The sequence below is a fragment of the Trichocoleus sp. AS-A1 genome, from assembly GCF_039962015.1.
Lineage (GTDB): Bacteria > Cyanobacteriota > Cyanobacteriia > Cyanobacteriales > FACHB-T130 > FACHB-T130.
Map to the genome: position 1 here is coordinate 151,295 of NZ_JAMPKG010000008.1, position 18,197 is coordinate 169,491.

Annotated in this window: 17 protein-coding genes; 10 read left to right on the forward strand and 7 right to left on the reverse strand. The window is 46.0% G+C overall.

Annotated elements, in window-relative coordinates; all coding sequences use genetic code 11:
• Window positions 1-133: 133 nt before the first annotated feature.
• Window positions 134-1,705 (forward strand): phenylacetate--CoA ligase family protein, encoded by a 1,572-nt coding sequence (locus tag NC994_RS08675; protein ID WP_190432833.1) that lies wholly within the window; start codon window positions 134-136, stop codon window positions 1,703-1,705.
• A 16-nt stretch (window positions 1,706-1,721) separates the two neighbouring features.
• On the opposite strand, the gene NC994_RS08680 is transcribed toward NC994_RS08675, so the two are convergent.
• Window positions 1,722-2,042 (reverse strand): helix-turn-helix domain-containing protein, encoded by a 321-nt coding sequence (locus tag NC994_RS08680; protein WP_190432760.1) that lies wholly within the window; start codon window positions 2,040-2,042, stop codon window positions 1,722-1,724.
• A gap of 522 nt (window positions 2,043-2,564) precedes the next feature.
• On the opposite strand from NC994_RS08680, the gene NC994_RS08685 reads away from it, so the two are divergent.
• The 4 genes from NC994_RS08685 (at window position 2,565) to NC994_RS08700 (ending at window position 7,446) form a co-directional block, all read left to right on the forward strand.
• Window positions 2,565-3,263, forward strand: a complete 699-nt coding sequence (locus NC994_RS08685; RefSeq protein ID WP_190432761.1) for a pirin family protein — start codon at window positions 2,565-2,567, stop codon at window positions 3,261-3,263.
• Window positions 3,264-3,448: 185 nt separating this feature from the next.
• Window positions 3,449-3,808, forward strand: coding sequence for a VOC family protein (locus NC994_RS08690; RefSeq protein WP_190432763.1), 360 nt, complete (start codon window positions 3,449-3,451; stop codon window positions 3,806-3,808).
• A 164-nt stretch (window positions 3,809-3,972) separates the two neighbouring features.
• Window positions 3,973-5,247 (forward strand): recombinase family protein, encoded by a 1,275-nt coding sequence (locus NC994_RS08695; protein WP_190432765.1) that lies wholly within the window; start codon window positions 3,973-3,975, stop codon window positions 5,245-5,247.
• A gap of 543 nt (window positions 5,248-5,790) precedes the next feature.
• Window positions 5,791-7,446 carry a glycosyltransferase family 39 protein gene (locus NC994_RS08700; RefSeq protein WP_190432766.1) on the forward strand — a complete coding sequence of 552 codons (1,656 nt, stop codon included), beginning with the start codon at window positions 5,791-5,793 and terminating at the stop codon, window positions 7,444-7,446.
• Here NC994_RS08700 and NC994_RS08705 read toward each other — a convergent pair.
• Both NC994_RS08705 and NC994_RS08710 read right to left on the reverse strand, forming a co-directional pair.
• Window positions 7,436-8,485 carry a DUF1611 domain-containing protein gene (locus tag NC994_RS08705; protein ID WP_190432769.1) on the reverse strand — a complete coding sequence of 350 codons (1,050 nt, stop codon included), beginning with the start codon at window positions 8,483-8,485 and terminating at the stop codon, window positions 7,436-7,438. The genes NC994_RS08700 and NC994_RS08705 overlap by 11 nt on opposite strands.
• 38 nt (window positions 8,486-8,523) lie before the next feature.
• Window positions 8,524-9,615 (reverse strand): dipeptide epimerase, encoded by a 1,092-nt coding sequence (locus NC994_RS08710; protein ID WP_190410714.1) that lies wholly within the window; start codon window positions 9,613-9,615, stop codon window positions 8,524-8,526.
• Window positions 9,616-9,658: 43 nt separating this feature from the next.
• Here NC994_RS08710 and NC994_RS08715 point away from each other — a divergent pair, with 43 nt between their 5' ends.
• A complete protein-coding gene (locus tag NC994_RS08715) occupies window positions 9,659-10,231 on the forward strand; it encodes an NUDIX hydrolase (RefSeq protein WP_190432770.1) in 573 nt (190 codons plus the stop codon).
• Between the two features lie 102 nt (window positions 10,232-10,333).
• On the opposite strand, the gene NC994_RS08720 is transcribed toward NC994_RS08715, so the two are convergent.
• Entirely contained in the window at window positions 10,334-10,636 is a 303-nt protein-coding gene (locus NC994_RS08720; RefSeq protein ID WP_190410712.1) for a DUF6464 family protein, read from the reverse strand.
• Between the two features lie 454 nt (window positions 10,637-11,090).
• Between NC994_RS08720 and NC994_RS08725 the strand changes: the two genes are divergently transcribed.
• From NC994_RS08725 to NC994_RS08740, 4 genes are all read left to right on the forward strand, one after another.
• Window positions 11,091-11,804, forward strand: coding sequence for a hypothetical protein (locus tag NC994_RS08725; RefSeq protein WP_190432772.1), 714 nt, complete (start codon window positions 11,091-11,093; stop codon window positions 11,802-11,804).
• 106 nt (window positions 11,805-11,910) lie between these two features.
• Window positions 11,911-12,981: a CHAD domain-containing protein gene (locus tag NC994_RS08730; RefSeq protein WP_190430590.1), complete on the forward strand. Its 1,071-nt coding sequence runs from the start codon at window positions 11,911-11,913 to the stop codon at window positions 12,979-12,981.
• 80 nt (window positions 12,982-13,061) lie between these two features.
• Window positions 13,062-13,487, forward strand: coding sequence for a thioesterase family protein (locus NC994_RS08735; protein WP_190410709.1), 426 nt, complete (start codon window positions 13,062-13,064; stop codon window positions 13,485-13,487).
• A 278-nt stretch (window positions 13,488-13,765) separates the two neighbouring features.
• Complete coding sequence (locus tag NC994_RS08740) at window positions 13,766-14,116, forward strand: hypothetical protein (RefSeq protein ID WP_190410708.1); 351 nt, start codon at window positions 13,766-13,768, stop codon at window positions 14,114-14,116.
• 73 nt (window positions 14,117-14,189) lie between these two features.
• On the opposite strand, the gene NC994_RS08745 is transcribed toward NC994_RS08740, so the two are convergent.
• From NC994_RS08745 to uvsE, 3 genes are all read right to left on the reverse strand, one after another.
• Window positions 14,190-14,639 (reverse strand): hypothetical protein, encoded by a 450-nt coding sequence (locus NC994_RS08745; RefSeq protein ID WP_190432774.1) that lies wholly within the window; start codon window positions 14,637-14,639, stop codon window positions 14,190-14,192.
• A gap of 279 nt (window positions 14,640-14,918) precedes the next feature.
• A complete protein-coding gene (locus NC994_RS08750; protein ID WP_190432775.1) occupies window positions 14,919-16,466 on the reverse strand; it encodes an alpha/beta hydrolase in 1,548 nt (515 codons plus the stop codon).
• Window positions 16,467-16,945: 479 nt separating this feature from the next.
• Window positions 16,946-18,028, reverse strand: a complete 1,083-nt coding sequence (gene uvsE / locus NC994_RS08755; protein WP_242032496.1) for a UV DNA damage repair endonuclease UvsE — start codon at window positions 18,026-18,028, stop codon at window positions 16,946-16,948.
• Window positions 18,029-18,197: the final 169 nt, after the last annotated feature.

Below are 18,197 nucleotides of genomic sequence, written 5' to 3' on the forward strand. Positions count from 1 at the left end.
CTGTGGAAGATCCAGTAACGGTATAACAAATTGACCGAGATTCTACCAAGTAATGCGATCGATGAAAGCGATTGAAAGCGATCGCCTTCCCTACGTTAGCCTGATCTTAAATACAAAACTGAGAGGGAGGACAATGCTAGAAGAACAACGTCAACGGGTACTCACCGCTTTTCAATCGTTCCTGGGTACTCCCCTCCAGTGGCGGCTGCAACAGTATCGCAGCACCTCCCCAGAAGCCGCTACGATGCAATTATTCCACGAGGTTTCTGCGAGTGTCCCCGCCTACCAAGCTTTTGTGAAGGAACAAGGTATCGATCCGGATTCGATACAAACTTTTGAAGATTTCCAAAAACTTCCCTTCATTACCAAAGAAAATTACCTGTTGCGTCATTCGCTTGCAGACTTGTGCCGCAATGGACAATTAGAAGCGTGCGATACGATTGCTGTTTCCTCCGGTTCAACGGGAAAGCCGACATTTTGGCCTCGTTTCCTTACGGATGAACTGCAAATCGCGATTCGCTTTGAACAGATATTTCATGATAGTTTTCAGGCTGACACCCGCCGCACCTTGGCTGTCATTTGCTTTACCCTGGGGACTTGGGTTGGGGGAATGTACACAGCAAACTGCTGTCGCTATCTCGCCAGTAAAGGATACCCGATTACAGTGATTACTCCTGGCAATAATAAAGAAGAGATATTTCGAGTGGTGCAAGAACTGGGTTCTGCATTTGAGCAAGTCGTGCTGCTGGGATATCCACCATTTTTGAAGGATGTCATTGATAGTGGCATAGCGCGGGGTGTGGAGTGGCAGCAATATCACATCAAAATGGTGTTTGCGGGAGAAGTCTTTAGCGAAGAATGGCGCAATCTTGTCGGAGAAAGAGTCGGTTCTCAAAATCCTTGTTATGACTCAGCTTCGCTTTATGGGACAGCCGATGCAGGCGTCTTGGGCAACGAAACCCCGCTGAGTATCCGCATCCGTCGATTTCTGGCAGAACATCCAGATGCTGCTAAAGCATTATTTGGGGAATCTCGCTTGCCAACGCTGGTACAGTATGACCCACTGAGTCGCTTTTTCGAGGTTCACGAGGGCACATTGCTGTTTTCCGGCGATAACGGGATTCCGCTGATCCGCTATCATATCTCCGATACGGGAGGCTTAGTCCCTTACGATGAAATGCTCCAGTTTTTAGCAGAATGGGACTTCGATCCAGTCGCGGCGTTGCAAGGTGAAAGTGCCATTCCTCATCCCGAAACCTCCGGGTTAGGGCTACCCGAACTCAATCCGGCGGCGCGGGCTACCCAAAGAGGAATTCCTCCCTTACCGTTTGTTTATGTGTTTGGACGGTCTAATTTCACGGTTTCCTATTTCGGCGCAAATATTTACCCGGAAAATGTGACGGTGGGGTTAGAACAACCCAGGATTCGAGAGTGGGTGACGGGTAAGTTTGTCATGCAGGTTCAGGAAGATGCAGATAAAAACCGCTTCCTGTCGGTGGTTGTGGAGTTAGCGCCCCAAGTGGAAGCCAGTGAAGACAAGCAGGAAGCGATCGCATCTTCAATTCTGTCCCAGCTACTACATCTCAACAGCGAGTTTGCCAACTATGTCCCTCCAACCTACCAAATGCCGCAAGTTACCTTAACTCCCAGCGGCGATCCAGAATATTTTCCGATTGGGGTGAAGCATCGCTACACCCGCCAATAATTTCTGCCAATAATTTCTATAATTGCGTGCCTAATTCGTGCATTGCCTGAATAATCGGTTTCAAACTTTCTCCTAAAGGGGTCAAAGTATATTCCACTTTCGGGGGAATCTGCGGATAAACCTGGCGATGGATAATTCCGTCTTCTTCCATCTCTCTGAGTTGCTGCGTGAGCATCTTTTGAGTGATTCCCTCCAGCCCTCTTTGCAGTTCCCCAAACCGTTTAACTCCTGACCATAGTTCTGCCACAATCAAAAGCTTCCAGCGTCCGCTAATTGCTTTTAAGGTAGTTTCTGCTGGACAAGTCTTCCTTTCAAAATTCTCGCTTTTAGCTTCCATAGTATCTTTTTGGGTACTATCTTACTTTAAAGTGCATACTTTACACTTTATGGTTACATTTTTTAAACTATAAATATACAAAAATAAGGCACCAAAGAAAGCCAAGGACAAGCAAAATGAGTGAACCCGTCATTGTTGATACAAAACCTATCATTCTTGCGCTTGAATTGGGTACTTAAATTTTGGTGCAGTTGCGGTCAATCTCACAATCAACCTTATGGCGATGGTTCCCATCAAAACACAGAATCTAACCCTGTAAAGTTTGTACTGAAAGACAAAAAACAGGTAGCATTATGCCACTGTAAGTACACCAGCAATCCACTGTTTTGTGATGGTTGGCGCAGTAAACTTTAGTATTCTTCATTACAGAAGTGTAGCCTGTCCAAATAAAGTTTACTTGCACCAACTGGCAACAGATCCCATTTTCTTAGTCTGCGAAGGGAGACGCAACAAATCGCCTCTCTACAACCAGGATAACTCTAGGCTCTAGCCGCTGGCATTTAAGTTAAATAGGAGATGAAAATGATTGCAATTCGGAAAGCAGAAGAACGCGGACATGCCGATCATGGCTGGCTCAATTCCTATCACTCATTCTCTTTCGCCAACTATTACGATCCCCAGCACATGGGATTTAAAACTCTGCGCGTAATTAACGAAGATAGAGTGCAAGCGAACCAAGGCTTCGGGACACATTCTCATCGAGATATGGAAATTATTTCCTACGTACTAGAAGGTGCTTTAGAGCATAAAGATAGCATGGGAACCAGCTCCATTATTCTTCCGGGTGAAGTGCAAGTTATGAGCGCTGGTACAGGAGTTACGCACAGTGAATATAACCATTCTAAAACTGACTTAGTGCATTTTCTACAAATTTGGATTACGCCAAATCAAAAGGGATTAAAACCTAGATACGAGCAGAAAATGTATTCGGCTGAAGAAAAGCACGGAAATCTCCGTTTAATTGCTTCTCAAGATGGTCGGGATGGTTCGGTTACTATCCACCAAGATGCCAATCTCTACGCAAGTTTGCTCGATGCTGGACAGCAGGTTAATTATCAAATCAACCCTAACCGCCATGCTTGGCTGCAAGTTATCAAAGGCGATATCAGTTTGAATGGTAAGCCACTGGCTGCTGGAGATGGCGCTGCAATCAGTGACGAAAACCAGATAGCCATAGAAGCCAAAAATAGCACAGAATTCCTGTTGTTCGATTTGGCATGACAGCCGAAGGTTTATATACCCTTTAGGCGAAGACGATGATTCCGGTCATGGGTTTTAAGTAGACAGTTCTTTAAGTAAGAGAAATCAAGCGATCGCTTGATTTCTCTAAGTTATTCTTTTGTTCAAAGAAGTTGTTTCTTTACAAGAGAAAAATGGTATAATAACGGGCAAAAGCATAACTAGCAATGCAGATTACTCAATGTCTCCATGCAGCCATTCTCGTTTCTGACTTGGAACGAGCCGAGCAATTTTACGGTAACGTGTTGGGATTATCGAAGGTGGATAGAGTGTTAAAATTCCCTGGCGCTTGGTATCAAGTCGGCGAGTTTCAAATTCACCTAATTGTTGACGACTCCATACCATCGGATTTAGTCAATTCTGAGAAATTAGGTCGGAATCGGCATTTAGCCTTCTTGGTCGCCAACTTAGACGCTGCTAAGGAGAAGCTTATGGCTCACAACTACCCCCTACAAATGAGCGCTTCTGGTCGCGCTGCGCTGTTTACTCAAGATCCTGATGGCAACATCATTGAGTTAGGTGAATGAGCTGTCAATCATGAATCCTAATCAGGGCACTTTGGGAGCATCCTGCGAATTGCGAAGACCTGTCTGCACGATAGAAGCGTGGGGCTACAGAAACGAAGCCTACCTACACAAGCTAAAATTAAACTCTTCAGGCTGCTCCTGGCAGCTTGGTACATAATTGTGCAATGAAAATCATTGCATATTCCTATACTGACCCGTTGCTTGAAGTTGCACCCGATCCCTTGATGTGGGGTTGGGAAATAGATAGCGTTTATCAAGATTTAGGGGAACGTCAACAACTACGACAGCTGTTAGAAGATTGTAAAGAAGAACCCGCTAATTATTTATTAATCCGACGACTGGCAGAATTGGGAAACTCGGTGGAAGAAGTATGCGATCGCATCCTCGATCTCGAATCCCTCGGCATTCAAATTATTACTACCGAGTCAGTCGCGTATCATCAAACACCCCTGCAACTCCTGCAAGAAATTCAGAATCGGCAGCGCAGCGATCGCATCCGTCAAGGACACGCTCAGCGGCGGCTCAAAGCCTCGCCAGCGCCCGGAAAAGCTCCTTACGGCTACCGACGAGGTAAAGACCGTTATATCCTAGACCGCAGCGCCGCGCCAGTCGTCAAAGATTTTTTTGAACAATTTCTGCTGTATGGTTCTTTACGCGGTGCGGTGCGGTATCTAGAAAAGAAATACGCCAAGAAAATTTCCGCTTCTACTGGACAACGCTGGCTAACGAACCCAGTCTATCGGGGCGATACTGCGTATAAGAATGGTCAGGTTCTCTCTGATACCCATGCTGCCATCGTATCTAGGGAAGAAGCCGCGCAAATTGACCGATTGCTGCGCCGTAACCGCCGTTTGCCTCCTCGCACCGCTAGTGCAAATCGTTCTCTAGCGGGATTAGTAGTTTGTGGGGAGTGCCAATCGCCAATGACGATCACCCGCGTCACCGCTTCCCGCAAACAGGGAGAATATCTTTATCTGCGCCCAACCAAGTGCGTTAAACAGCCCAAATGTCGGGCTATTTCTTATCAGGAAGTATTAGAGCAAACGATTGAGAGAATCTGCCAGGATTTACCCCGCGCAGTAGCGGCGGTGAATGTTCCCAATATGGATGGAATTAAGGGCACGATTACCCATGAAATTGCCGCGAAGCAAGATATCTTAGCTCAGTTGCCGACGCTTACAGAGAATGGCATTCTAGATTCAGAAACTGCCCAGTTACGCGCCTACAAGCTACGCACAGAAATCTCTCAATTGCAATCGCGGATGGCGAGTCTGCCGCCAGTAGATTTACAAGCGATCGCGCAGGCTGTATCTATCTCACAATTTTGGCTAGATTTGTCAGAATCAGAGCGACGATTCTACTTTCGAGAATTTATTCGCCAGATTGAAATTAACCGCCAGGATTCATCTTGGGAGATCGAGCTAGTTTTTATCTTTTAGCGATTAACAATAAAGGGTTGCGATCTCAATTCTATGTGAGCTGTGAGCCAGCACTTCAGATACCCCGCTTCTCACAGCAGTCAGGTATCTTGGCTTCCCGAATCGTTAAAGAGTGCGCTCGCTCTTCACAAAGCCGCAACACGTACGCTAGCAACACTTACGCGAACAGAGTAAGTCGGCGTTACACTTGCATGGTGGCGATGCTAAATGTGCCGATAGATGACTAAAAAAACTTTCCGTATGACTCTCACTACTGGTATAAATTTTATAATTCGGAACGCAACGAGCGTCTAACCGCTGTAAAACTGAGCCTAAACGCTGCGAGTGTTTCCAACTCTGAGATTGTCCTACAGGGTTAGGACAGGCATGACGAGAGTTTTCCTCGGTCACTTTAAGATAGAAAATCCGGCTTTATTCTATAGAGTTATGCAAACTTCATAAGGACATGGAAACTTACCTTGTGATTTTAGTCAGATGATTGAGTTAGATAAATCGCAGGGAATGAAGTTGGATTGCCGCTAAATACCACGGGCTTTGTTAAATATGGATCGTCAAACTTTTGCGTGGGGTCGTTCAAAAAAGAAGATTAGAGGAGCTGACAGATGGGTGGAAAGGCTGTGGGTCTTAGGGTTATTCCTAGCGGCTATCCTGCTATTTGGAATCAATCTGGGCGTACTGCCTTTACGGGATTGGGATGAGGGAACGGTTGCCCAGGTTGCTCGTGAGATTTGGCAGGCAAAGTTTGATTCTTTGAGATGGCTGTATCCGACGTTGGGAGGTACAGAGTATTTCAATAAACCGCCTTTAATGCATCTGCTGATTGCCGGTGCCTACGCAATCGGCGGTGTAAATGAGTGGACAACGCGCCTACCTGGGGCGCTGCTGAGTGCCGCTTGTGTGCCGCTTTTGTATGGCATTGGACGGGAACTATTCCGGCGACGCCTTCCAGCTCTTTTCTCGGCTTTGATTTACTTAACGCTACTACCCGTTGTGCGTCATGGGCGTCTGGCGATGCTGGATGGGGCAGTGCTGTGCTTTTTCCTGTTTATGATGTGGTGCGTGTTGCGATCGCGTCGAAACTTGCGCTACGCTCTCGGTGCCGGTATCGGGTTTGGGTTGATTTGCCTGACTAAAGGCATGATGGGATTATTACTTTTAAATATTGCCCTGGTATTTTTAGCTTGGGATACTCCCAGACTGTTAACTTCCCTCTATTTCTGGATTGGTTTGCTCTTGGGCAGTGTGCCAGTTGCCGCTTGGTATGGTGCCCAATTTCTCCACTACGGGCAGGCTTTCGTAAACACCGGCATCTTCAGTCAATCCTTGCAGCGGATTTGGGCACCCGTCGAGAATCACGCGGGTCCCCCCTGGTACTATCTGTTGGAAATCTTAAAGTACGGTTGGCCCTGGTTATTCTTATTGCCCCAAGGATTGCGCCTTGCTTGGGAAAATCGCAATATGAGCTGGGCAAAACTGGTACTGGTGTGGATGAGTGTTTATCTAGTAGCCATTTCGGTGATGGGAACAAAGCTTCCCTGGTATGTACTGCCGATTTACCCAGCAGTGGCTTTATTGGGAGGTGCCCAGCTTGCTGAAATTTGGAATGCGCCGAGTAAGAAATCCTATCCCCGCTCTTGGGTACCGCTTTTGACAGTCATGGGTTTAGCGGCGCTAAGCGGTAGTTTTTATTTTGCTGCGTTTGGCCCCCAACCGAACTGGAATTTGCAACTGGTGTTTGCATCGGCTGCTTTGACTTTATTGATAACGGCAGTTTTGATTTATCAAAAAGACCTGCAATTTATTCCACTGCTATTTTGGGGTACGTATGTAACGCTACTGCTACTCATGACATCGCCACACTGGAATTGGGAACTCGCAGAAGCCTATCCGGTTAAACCCGTTGCCGCGATGATTAAGCGCAAAACTCCCATCAATAAGCCAATCTACACATCCTACGATCATGGTCGTCCTTCTCTGAATTTTTATAGCGATCGCCAAGTCATCCCCGCAACGGATGCCGAACTCCAGCAACGTTGGAAAGGTGACGCTCAACCTTATTTTTTACTTGACCAACCCACCTTTAAGCAGCTGAATTTAAAGCCGGTAAAAGCGATTAATCAGGCGGAGGGTTGGCTGCTAATTACGAAGCCGACAGCCGTCAAACCAGCGAAGAGTCAGAAGCCACAGATTAAGGATTAGACATTACGGCATCTAATAGTGTGTCAGCACCAAAGCGGACTGGATCGGTGCAGGGACGCTTTGTTTCTGCCTGTATCTGCTCGATCGCTCGTTGTGCAGTATCAGCGTCAAGATGGGCGGTGTTGAGGGCGATCGCGAGCACGGGCACTGGCGCAAATGCACCAGCTGCGGCTGCCACTGTCTCGTAAAGCTGTATGACTTCTGGCAGGGGCGGAATCGGAACGTGGGGATGATTGCGGATGGTTGCTTGTTGCGCTCGATGTACCAGCACCAGATGCGTCGGCTGAGTCCCGCGAATCAGTGGCAGCGTTGCAGTTGAACCGGGATGCAACAGGGAACCTTGCCCCTCAACAAACAGAATCTCATGCTCTTCGCCAAACAGCATCACCATTTGCTCGATAGCACCCGCAGCAAAGTCAACCCGCACGGCATCCAGGGGTATACCATCGCCCGCTATCATTAAACCAGCTTGACCTGTAGCTAGAAACTTGGAACGCAAACCGCGCTGCAATGCGGCTTTATTGAGTTCCAAACAGGTTGACATTTTGCCGATTGCCATATCTGTGCCGACAGCGAGAACCCGTTTGCAAGCGAGCGATCGCGCTTGTCCGCTTCCTATCTTTAATCCTGCGGGTTCCTGACGCACATCCCAAATCCACTGCCCATCTTTCAACAATGTCTGGATCTCCGGATGGGACGCCATTGGAGTATGCAGTCCATTGACGATAGACAACCCCGCTGCTATCCCTTGTTTTACTTCCTGCCACCATTCGGCTGGCAGGGCACCCCCAGGCGGTGCAATCCCAATCGCCAGGATATCGGGTGTATAAGCTAGCGCCTCTTCCAGAGAAGCGACAATTGGAACCTCGCGGGGGATACCTGTCAATTCCCTCAACGACTCTCCCGCACACTGGCGATCGATGACTGCCACCACTAGCGCTTCACTGTAGCGCAATAGCGCCAGTCCGGTTTTGCCGTGGATGCCGCGAATCCCTTCATGCAGCAGAATTGCGACTCGATGTTTAGATGTCAAATGCACAGCTTTTTAGAAAATAGGGAACAGAAATTTATCCAGCACTAAGGCGCTGCTTCGCTAATATTCTCCGTCCTTCTGATAACTCCCAATCCGGGTAAATCGTTGGGTAGCAATCGCCCATCTTGTATGGATGCGCCGCTAAAAGGATCGTCGATGAGATTCAGATGACTATCTAAATCTAGATAATCCGCTAGGGGGGAGAGTTGTGCCGCCGCCGTATTCGAGATGGCGCTGTCAGAATAGCAACCGAACATTACCTGCAATCCACAAGCTTTCGCTGTATGTACCATGCGAATTGCTTCCGTTAAGCCGCCACACTTCATTAGTTTGATATTAACGCCATGAACGCGGTCTGCCAGTTGCGGGATATCCTTGCGAGTAAAGCAACTTTCATCTACAAAAATGGGTAGAGGCGATCGCGTGTACAATTCCTTAAACGACGATTCCCCCATTATCCCGACTTCTGCTTCTCGTCCTAGCGGCTGTTCCACATACTTGACGCCCATCTTTGCCAGCCAACTGCACATCATCACAGCGTCTTCCAGATTCCAACCCCCATTGGCATCGACGCTTAGCTGAGCATCCGGTGCTGTCTCTCGAATTGCCATCAGCATCGCTTGATCCGCTTCAATTCCTTCGGAACTACCCAATTTCACCTTCAAAACATTTGCCCCTGTCACCTGCCGCCAATCGCGCAATCGCTGTAAAGCACCCGATGGGGAATTAATCCCAATCGTCACAGAGATGGGAACAATCCGATCTCGATCCAACCCCCACAGACGCCACAACGGTAATCCTAGCCGCTTTCCCTGCCAATCGTGCAACGCCATATCAATTGCCGCCCACGCCGCAGAAGGGATTTGCGCTGCTTGCAATACTTCCTCAATTTTCTGCTTTTCCCAAGGGCTATATGCCTCCAACAGCGGCGCGATGCCTTGCAATGCCTCCAAGAGAATCTCTGTGGTTTGTCGCGGTTGTCCGACTCCAATGGAAAAAGGCGAAGCTTCCCCCCAGCCTTCAATCCCCTCTGCGATCGCGCGTACCCACACATTCATGGTTTGCGCTGTCGTGCCGCGACTGATGGTTAAAGGAAATCGCTTGTTTACTGTAAAGGTTTCTACGCTAATCTGCATTGTTGTATGCTTTATGATTTTTGAATCTACTTTGGATTAGTTTATGAAAAACCTTAGCAAGTGGAAAATTTTAAATTCTAAAATGGTGATCAATAATCAATGGTGTAAAGTCAGACAAGATGAAGTCGAATTACCCAACGGGCAAATTGTCGATGATTTTTTTGTAAATATTCGACCTGATATAGCTGTTATTTTACCAATCACTCAGCAAAAAGAAATTGTTTTTGTCCGTCAATACCGTCATGCCGTCGGAGAAATTTTATTAGAACTTCCTGCGGGTGCTTTTCATCCAGCGGAAGAGGATAGTGTTGTAGCCGCTGCCAGAGAATTAGAAGAAGAAACAGGATATGTTGCAGAGCAATTCATTCATCTGGCAACTTTATATGATAATCCACCCAAAGATACAAATAATATTCATTTGTTTCTAGCTGAAAATGTGCGTCTAGCCAGTCAGCAAAGGCTAGATATCACCGAAGATATTGAAGTTATATTAATTCCTATGTCCAAAGTCAAAGAAACAATCGCTCAGGGTGAAATTTGTGTTTCTGGAACAATTGCTGCTCTTTTCTTAGGATTAGATTTTTTATCTTGTCAAGCTGCTAAACAAGCAAATTAAAATACCCTGAAGCTTCAAGGGTGATAATAGTAAATGTTTTTTAAATGAATTTTTAATCAACTACGCCTATTTTAGACATATTCATATTTATATAAGGTTAACTTAATTGTATTCTCTAGATTTATAAGAAGAACATTCGTGGCAAGGGCCAAACGGGTTTACTGCACAACGGATATAAGCAGAATGAGCATTAAACTGACAAGTAATATCCCCAATTAAATAACCCACGCCTTCAATGTAATGTTGATCTGAAGGCATTTGCATTCTTTGCATTTGCCGAGCTTCTATCCTCCGCATCGCTGCTTGCAAACCCGCCATGTTTCGTGCTTCTATCCTGCGGACGTGCCACACTGAAAGCAGCCCTGGTATTAGACTAACAACAAAAATGAGGAGAATTTCTAACACACGCTTATCCCTTCATCTTATCCTTATACAATTCTACCCGATTCATATAAGTAGGTAGCCGTAAGTATTTTTAAAGTCAGTTTAGCTTATGCACTACCCATTGAAACTTTGCGAATAATGGGTTTCTCTATTGTTCAAGTTAAGGCTAAATTCGCTTTGCCGTTTAAGCATCTCGATTATAACTTTCCAGACATTCTCTAGGTTGAGTGGTCTGAAACGCCACATTCCTAATTGATGGAAGTTATTAACGTCTATTCTTTAGTCTTCAGTCTGCAAGGAGCGTACCGCTACACTAACCATTCTATTTTTAAGGTTAGCGTAATTTCCCTCTATCTCGAAAGAGAGCCAATGAAGCTTAAACTTATTCAACCAAAGGTATACAAATCTCTAGATCCAAGAGCCTATTCTAGGATCTAGAATGGAACACTGCATTAGGTGTAGTGAGAGAATATCCGTGCTGAACCTCGACTCCTTCTTCCCCCAAGAAATGACGACCGCGCCCGAACATCCCCTAGCAGCAAATCGAGATTTGCCGATTTCGGGACAAAGCGCATCTAAGGAAAAAATTCGTCACATCCAACAACGCGATCGCATTCCGGGAGTCGTCAAGCGGATAGTTTCTTTAGATGCGAATACTTTCTGGGAATACTGGTGGTGTGTTCCAGGGCGCATCTTGCTACCGGAAGATGTAGAACTTTTAAGAAGCGATCGCCTCCGTGTAGAATCGATCCTGTCAAAACTGGTTTGGCTGTTTGGCGGTTACTGCTTTGGAGACGATACTCCCCAGCAGGGAGAGCAAAAACCCGTCTATGATTGGCAGCAAATCATAGAATTTGCCCGACAGCACGGGTTTGAATCTTATGTGCTGGATATCGATTTTCTCCCCAGCGCCATTCAGCTTGATAACCGAAATTCCCAGCTAACTGAAAAGACTTCCTCTACTACTCATGTTGCCGTTGAACCCGCTCATTGGCATATTGAGTTTTTTCGACTGCAACCCGCCGAAGCTGAATTTTTTGAGATTCAGGAAGTAAAAAACCTCTGTAGCTGCCAAATCTGGACTGGCAAGCCGTTCCTCAAAAACCTACAAACTGGCGAAGCCGTGACCCGATACGACTTGTGGGTTTCCTATCCGGGTCATATCACAAATACTCCCTGGATGCAATAGACTCCAATACCAAAACCTGGGTGGAAATGTGGTACTTTGACCGTTCAACTTAACTCTGTCCTGCTATTAACTAATCCAATCCATCGCGTTTAGAGCCAATATTGTCATGAAAAAGCATACTCAAGAAAAAGCCAAGACTTTAGGAGACTGGGCATACCTAGCGATAGAAAAACACTTTCAAAAAACGATTAAGCACGAATCTGACGTTATCAAAGACAAAGATCCAGAAGCGTTACACCAGATGCGCGTGGGAATTCGTCGCCTACGTTCGGCGGTAAAAGGTTTTGCACCCGCGCTGGATCTTCCCAAGTCAGCCCAAGAAAACAAGATTGGCAAAATTGGTCATCGTCTTGGCGGTTTGCGGGATTTAGACGTGCTTCAGGACGCCCTAAAAAATCGTTACCATCCGAATTTACCCTCTAAAGAACAGAAATCTTTAAAAGAGGCGATGAATGCTCTGGATAAACAACGCCAGCACGCGCTAGAACAAGTCCGGGATACCCTGGAGCATCAGCAATACAACAAACTCAAGCAATCGTTGCAAGGGTGGTTGAAGCATCCGACTTATCAAGAAATTGCTCAGATGCCGGTAGAGCCGGTTCTGCCAGATTTACTGTTGCCAGAGATAAGTCAGTTATTGCTCCATCCAGGTTGGTTGCTAGGAATTGAATTTAAAGCTGGACAGATTGAAGGTAAAGAACTAAAACAATCAGCTGTATCGCGACTTTTAGCAGATGAGGGAGAAGTTCTCCACAGCTTGCGGAAAGAAGCCAAGCGCGTGCGCTACCAAATGGAACTATTTTCTGACTTCTATGGCCCTGCTTATGCAGGTTATCTGCAAGACGTAAAGTCAGTTCAAGAAACTCTGGGGAAAATTCAAGACTGCGTTGTTTTAGTAGATGTGCTGAGTGAGGTCTTGCACTCCAAACTCAAACACCAACTGCCAACACTGACTGAACAGCTAGATCAAACTGTTTACGAAGCGTGGCAAGAGTGGCAACCCCTACAAGAGCGTTACTTAAATTCCCAAACACGACAAGCCTTTCACCTGGCATTGTTGCAGCCGCGCGATGAAAGTGATATTGACAATGAACCGAAAAATGAACACACGAACGAACACAAGAATCAACAAAGTGGCTTAAAAGATGGGACTAGCGGTATCGGTTTTGGCACATAGCTTTAGGGATGCAAAAGGAGCTTTTATTCTGTAAAACGATGGGCTAGCCTGAAAGTTGGAAAAAATATTCTGATTAACGGATGCAAAAGTTCATAAGCCGACTGCGCGTGCGATACCACGAGATGGACTCCTTGGGGCACGTTAACAACGCAGTCTATCAGCATTACCTAGAACATGCAGCAGTCGAACACGATGAACATCTCGGCTTTAACCAGAAAGTCTACCAGGAACTCGGCGGCGGCTTTGTAATGCGGCGGATCGAGATAGACTATTTGCGTTCTGCTGTTGCAGGCGATCGCTTAGAAATCACCACCTGGCTGCACCTAATTCAAGGAACCCGTGCTATCCGCCGCTATGAAATCCGCAAACAGGAAGAAGCTCCGCTATTAGTGACAGCAGAGGCGTTGTGGGTGTGGGTGGATCTTGCCGCAATGCGTCCGAGAGCCATCCCTAAGCAGATCCTAGATGCCTTTGGGCAATTGTTTGAGTCTGCGGTATCCGAATAAAAAATCCCTTGTATAAGGCTAATTAAGTCATTAGTCACCAGTCCATCGTTATGGGTCATGCATTCTTTGTTACTGACCCATGACCTATGACTTGTAACAATCTTTAATTATTTTGACTCCTTGAATATATCTTGCGGCAGAAGGGTGCGCGATCGCCATACCCGTAGAATCTCTCTGGTCTAATCAATTGACCACTGGTTCTATAAATGACCTTGATGGTCAGCGATTCTCGCGTATTGCCAGATTCTACGAAATACAACAACAAGGAGAATTAAATAATGCAGCGCATTTTTTCAGCATTAGGGCAAGCATTTCGCAACAGTATTTTGATTCTGGTTACGGTGAGTTTGCTTAGCCTCTCCAATTTATTCATTTTTGCAAATCAGCCTGCTTATGCAGCGACAAGCTCAAGTGCAAATATTAACCGTACTTCAGACCCTACTGAAGACGCTAGTTTTCGAGAAGAAGCTTACGAAGAAGCCGCAGAACAAGCTCGGAATCCAGATAAGCAGGATGAGATTTACAACGAAAGTGTAAAAGCAAACAAAGGGCCACAGGCAGAGAATGGCTTAGTTGAAGGAGCCAAAGAACTGGTTGAGAAAGTAACAGGTCAAGGCGATAGCAAATAGCTATTTGGGTAATTGATTCGTGAGTCATTAGCCCTTGCTACGGATTAATGACTCATGACAAATGGCGTAATAATTAGGGATTAGACTTAGCGCAATTTGGAACGTCAGCACCAGCTTGTCTCTTTGATAAATTGACTTCCCATCCAGGTAAGTTCCACCAGACAACACGCTTTTGCGGCTGTATCCAAAAGTCTAGATGGTTGATCTCGCCGTTTTTAAACACAAGCGTTGGAAATTTTGGATAGTCGCGATCGCTCGTTTCTGAGTAATTGCGTCCGAAATAATTCATGCAAACTCTTAAGCCCTGAGCAACGCCCAATTTTTCAACTCCAGTGCCTTTTAAGGTTGAATCATCGTAGCTAAGCGTTCCACTATATGATTGTCCGGCTAATGACCCTTGAGTCACATTAACCGTGAAGTCATAGGTAACGATAGACGCTTGGGCTTGACTGGTTGCGATCGCAGCAGTACCAAGAGCGACAATAGCGATCGCCACTGAAAATTTGGGGGACAGGTTGAGCATGGCAGTGTTGATTGATGTTTTAGAGGTTAGTTGTGAGTATCACTCATGAGATGCAATAAACAGGACAATTTCAGCGATTCTTGAGTCCTGGTGGATAGGAATGCTTAATGGACAGTTGCCGATGTACAGGGATTTAGATAACTATCAATTGCGTTATTGAACCTAAAAAGAGAATTTCACATTAGATTCCGTTAGAAAATTGCAGAAATTCTTTCTTTTGTACCACGTTTTTTATTGAGAATTTATTTCAATACATGAAATTTTGTTTGACATCGACCTCTAGATTAACCCTTGCACTTGTAATTCAGGAATTAGCATATTCATAATTAGCCGATGATCTTCGTGATCAGCATTCGGATTTACAACAGAGGTCGCATTGTTGCCAAACTTGTTATTTTGCCCTGCCCAAGCTGCAAGTGCCTGATCTTCAGCAGATAATACGTCTGCTGCTCCACCGCTTGTAAAAAGTACAGGTAAATTGGCTCCTCCTGCCAAACTCAATATCTTTTTAAGTTTTGCTTTCGTATCCATGTCGCCTGCTAAAGCTTGACCAATACGTGCCTCTACTTTATTGCTACCCTTCGCTTTTGCTGCTTTGTAGGTGCTTGGCATTGCCCGGTCTAAAATCAAAGCTTTCACGTTTTCGCCCCGACTCTTCATAACTCGCTTCACTAAAGTAGCAGCTACTGGACTACCTAACGAATAGCCATGAACAATGATGTCAGTTGATGGGACATTCAATGTATTTCTCACATAGTCATACATAGCTTCGGCATCTTCATAGAGTCCGGCTTCGCTTGGATCGCCCCCGCCGCCACCGGGTCCATTGACGGTCTTGTAACTGTCTCCAAACCCTCGATAGTTTATAGCTAAAACTTGTGCCCCAGCAGGAACATACTCACGAGCAATCTTTGTCATATAGTCCTCTGCTGAACTCCCACTTCCCGATAAAGTCAGAACTGTTGTGTTTGCTCCACCACCAACAGGTCTGTAGAGTTTTCCTGTAAGAGTATTTCCATTGGTGCTTTGAATCGAAACCGCTTGCGTAGCGATAGCGTTAGGATTTATTAATCCCCCACCCAAGGTATTACGACGAGCAGTCTCGTCCCCAAAAAGCTCATTCCGGGCTACACCAGCTACATCATTTGCTACTGTTTTCGCACGCTGGAGTGTAGGGCTATGATTCACATGAGTAACTAACTTTCCTTTAGGCTGTGGTTGTAACTGGCGCTGAATAGCTCCCCTATTTTGCTCTACAGTTTTTCCCAGTGAAGGTTGCAAGGTTGTTGGAGAATTTAAGCGATTGATTATTTGAGCCGCAACACGATTCGCTTCCTGCTCATACTTATCTCCTGGCTCCCCAATGGTCAACTTTGCCTGGATTGGTGGTGTTGACAACTGTTGCGAAGAGTTCACGGGCGATCGCTTTCCCCCCAGTTGCACTCCAGGTGTCCCCAGCCGACCCATAGCCTGGATTTGTGGGGCAGCTTGTTCCCCAGGCAAAGTAACCGCAACCTTAGAAAAGTCAAATCCGCTTCGCGATGCCCTTTCCTGGTTCTGCTCCCAGTAATCATTCATTTTCGCTTGCAACAGACCTAACTGTTCCTGCTCGACAGGGGTGATGGTGCCACGCTCTTCCTTGAGCTGAAGTCCAAAAGCTTCAAACTTGTTCTGATTAAAAGCTTGATTCGCTAACTCTTCTGGTGTCTGTTGCTCCTTCGGCTTCATCTGTATGGGAGCCGCAAACGGGCGACTTCTCAACTGAATCGTCGGCTGTGATATGTAAGACTTCTGCTTTTGGAATGAATGCGTTCTCTCAAATCCCATATCAGCCTTTGCCTCTGGTAGTGCGTGTCAAGTGGTATCAGATGCCCTTGATTATCGGTACCGCTGCGATTTCTATATCATAAAACAAGCAACAAGATACTCTAAGATTAATAAACTTGATTGTAAGTTTTGAGTCAATCCTATAATTATAAATTCTAAAATTATGTCAGCTAAAGGACAGTTTGCAAAACATCTATTTCAACTTGATGGTTCAACTTGATTGAACCTGGCTAAAATCCTTATTTGGCGTGTTCCATAATCTTTTTTCTATATCTGTTGCGATAATTATAAAGATGAGTGACAGGACAAATTTTCTTAAAAACTGGCAGAAGTGTTGAAAGATAGCTCAACACTTCTGGGCAATTTGGCATTTTGTGCATTACTACAACGCATCATTACCTGTTTAGGACTACCAAATTAAGTTGCAATATTCAACGCAAAGGTACGCCAAGGACAACGCCAAGGTTCGCAAACGAATATTACTCACCGTCCAAGTTTGAACTCAAAACTTTGTCCTTGGGTTGTTCAGCTTTCTTAGAAGTGCGTTTTTTTTGCTGAGTTTTCGATTGAGTAACCTTGTCCAGTGCCTTTTCTTCTAGTGGTTTGGGTGGGGGTGCGGTGCCGAAGACAGGCGACCATTCTTCTCGCAGTTTCGCGATCGCTTCTTCCTTCAGTTTCGCTTCTATCTCAATCCAGGGAACGTTGCAGTAGGCACTGGGCATCACGGTGATAAAATCGCTATGATGCGGATCGCCAAAGGATTCCCGCCCGTTAGAGATATGGACTAGCTGCCATTCTGGGACGGGCCAAGTCGTCCGCGCTGCTGCCTTCATCTGAGCGATGCTGGGATGTTCGTAGCTGTCCAGCTTTTCGTGAATAACGTGGTGATGGGCGTCAAAGACCATTGGCACGCCAGCTTCCTGGCAAACAGCGAGAATTTCGGCTGCGCTATAGGCGTATTCGTCGTTTTCTAGGGCTAATCTTGAGCGAATTTCATCGGGTAAATCGCGGATGACTTGGATCAGTCGCTCAGCGCGATCGCCCTTACCACCATGTATCTCCATCATCGCCCAAGGCGATCGCGGTTGCCCCAATAAATCCATATTCCGGGCGTGCATTTGCAGAATCTTGATACTGTTCTCAATCACAGAGGGTGTATCTGAACTGAGGACAACAAACTGATCCGGGTGTACGACTAATCGGATACCAAGAACCGTTGCGCGATCGCCTGTTGCTCGCACCTGTTCCGTAAATTCCTCTAGCATCGCCTCACCCAAATCAGTATCGGCAAAAGGAAATATCCCTGAGGGAAGTCGATAAAGCCGGAGATTATTTTCTACGCAGAAATCCAGCGCATTATTTAGGCGTTGCAAATTGTCGGTATACAGCTCCCGCAGCACTTGCTGCTGTTCCGCTGTTTCTAGTTGCAATAGTCGTTTGCGAGTGAGGGCGCGGTAACGCACTTTGTCAGACGTTGTGATGCACACCAACCCCAATTGGGGTGGTGATTTTGTGGACGTGGAATGCGCGTTTGTCCGGTTAGGCAGATTGCTTATCATCATTGTTTTATCCTTAGTCTTCGTTTGGTTTCAAAAATTTAGCTCGCCAAAGCGGTTTGTTAAAAAAAATCTGACAAATTCAATTAAGGCTCAATCCAGTTTTGTTCGTAAAAAAACGCGAGAATTTTCGCTGCGTAGAGACGCGATGAATTGCGTCTCTACAATCTCGCTG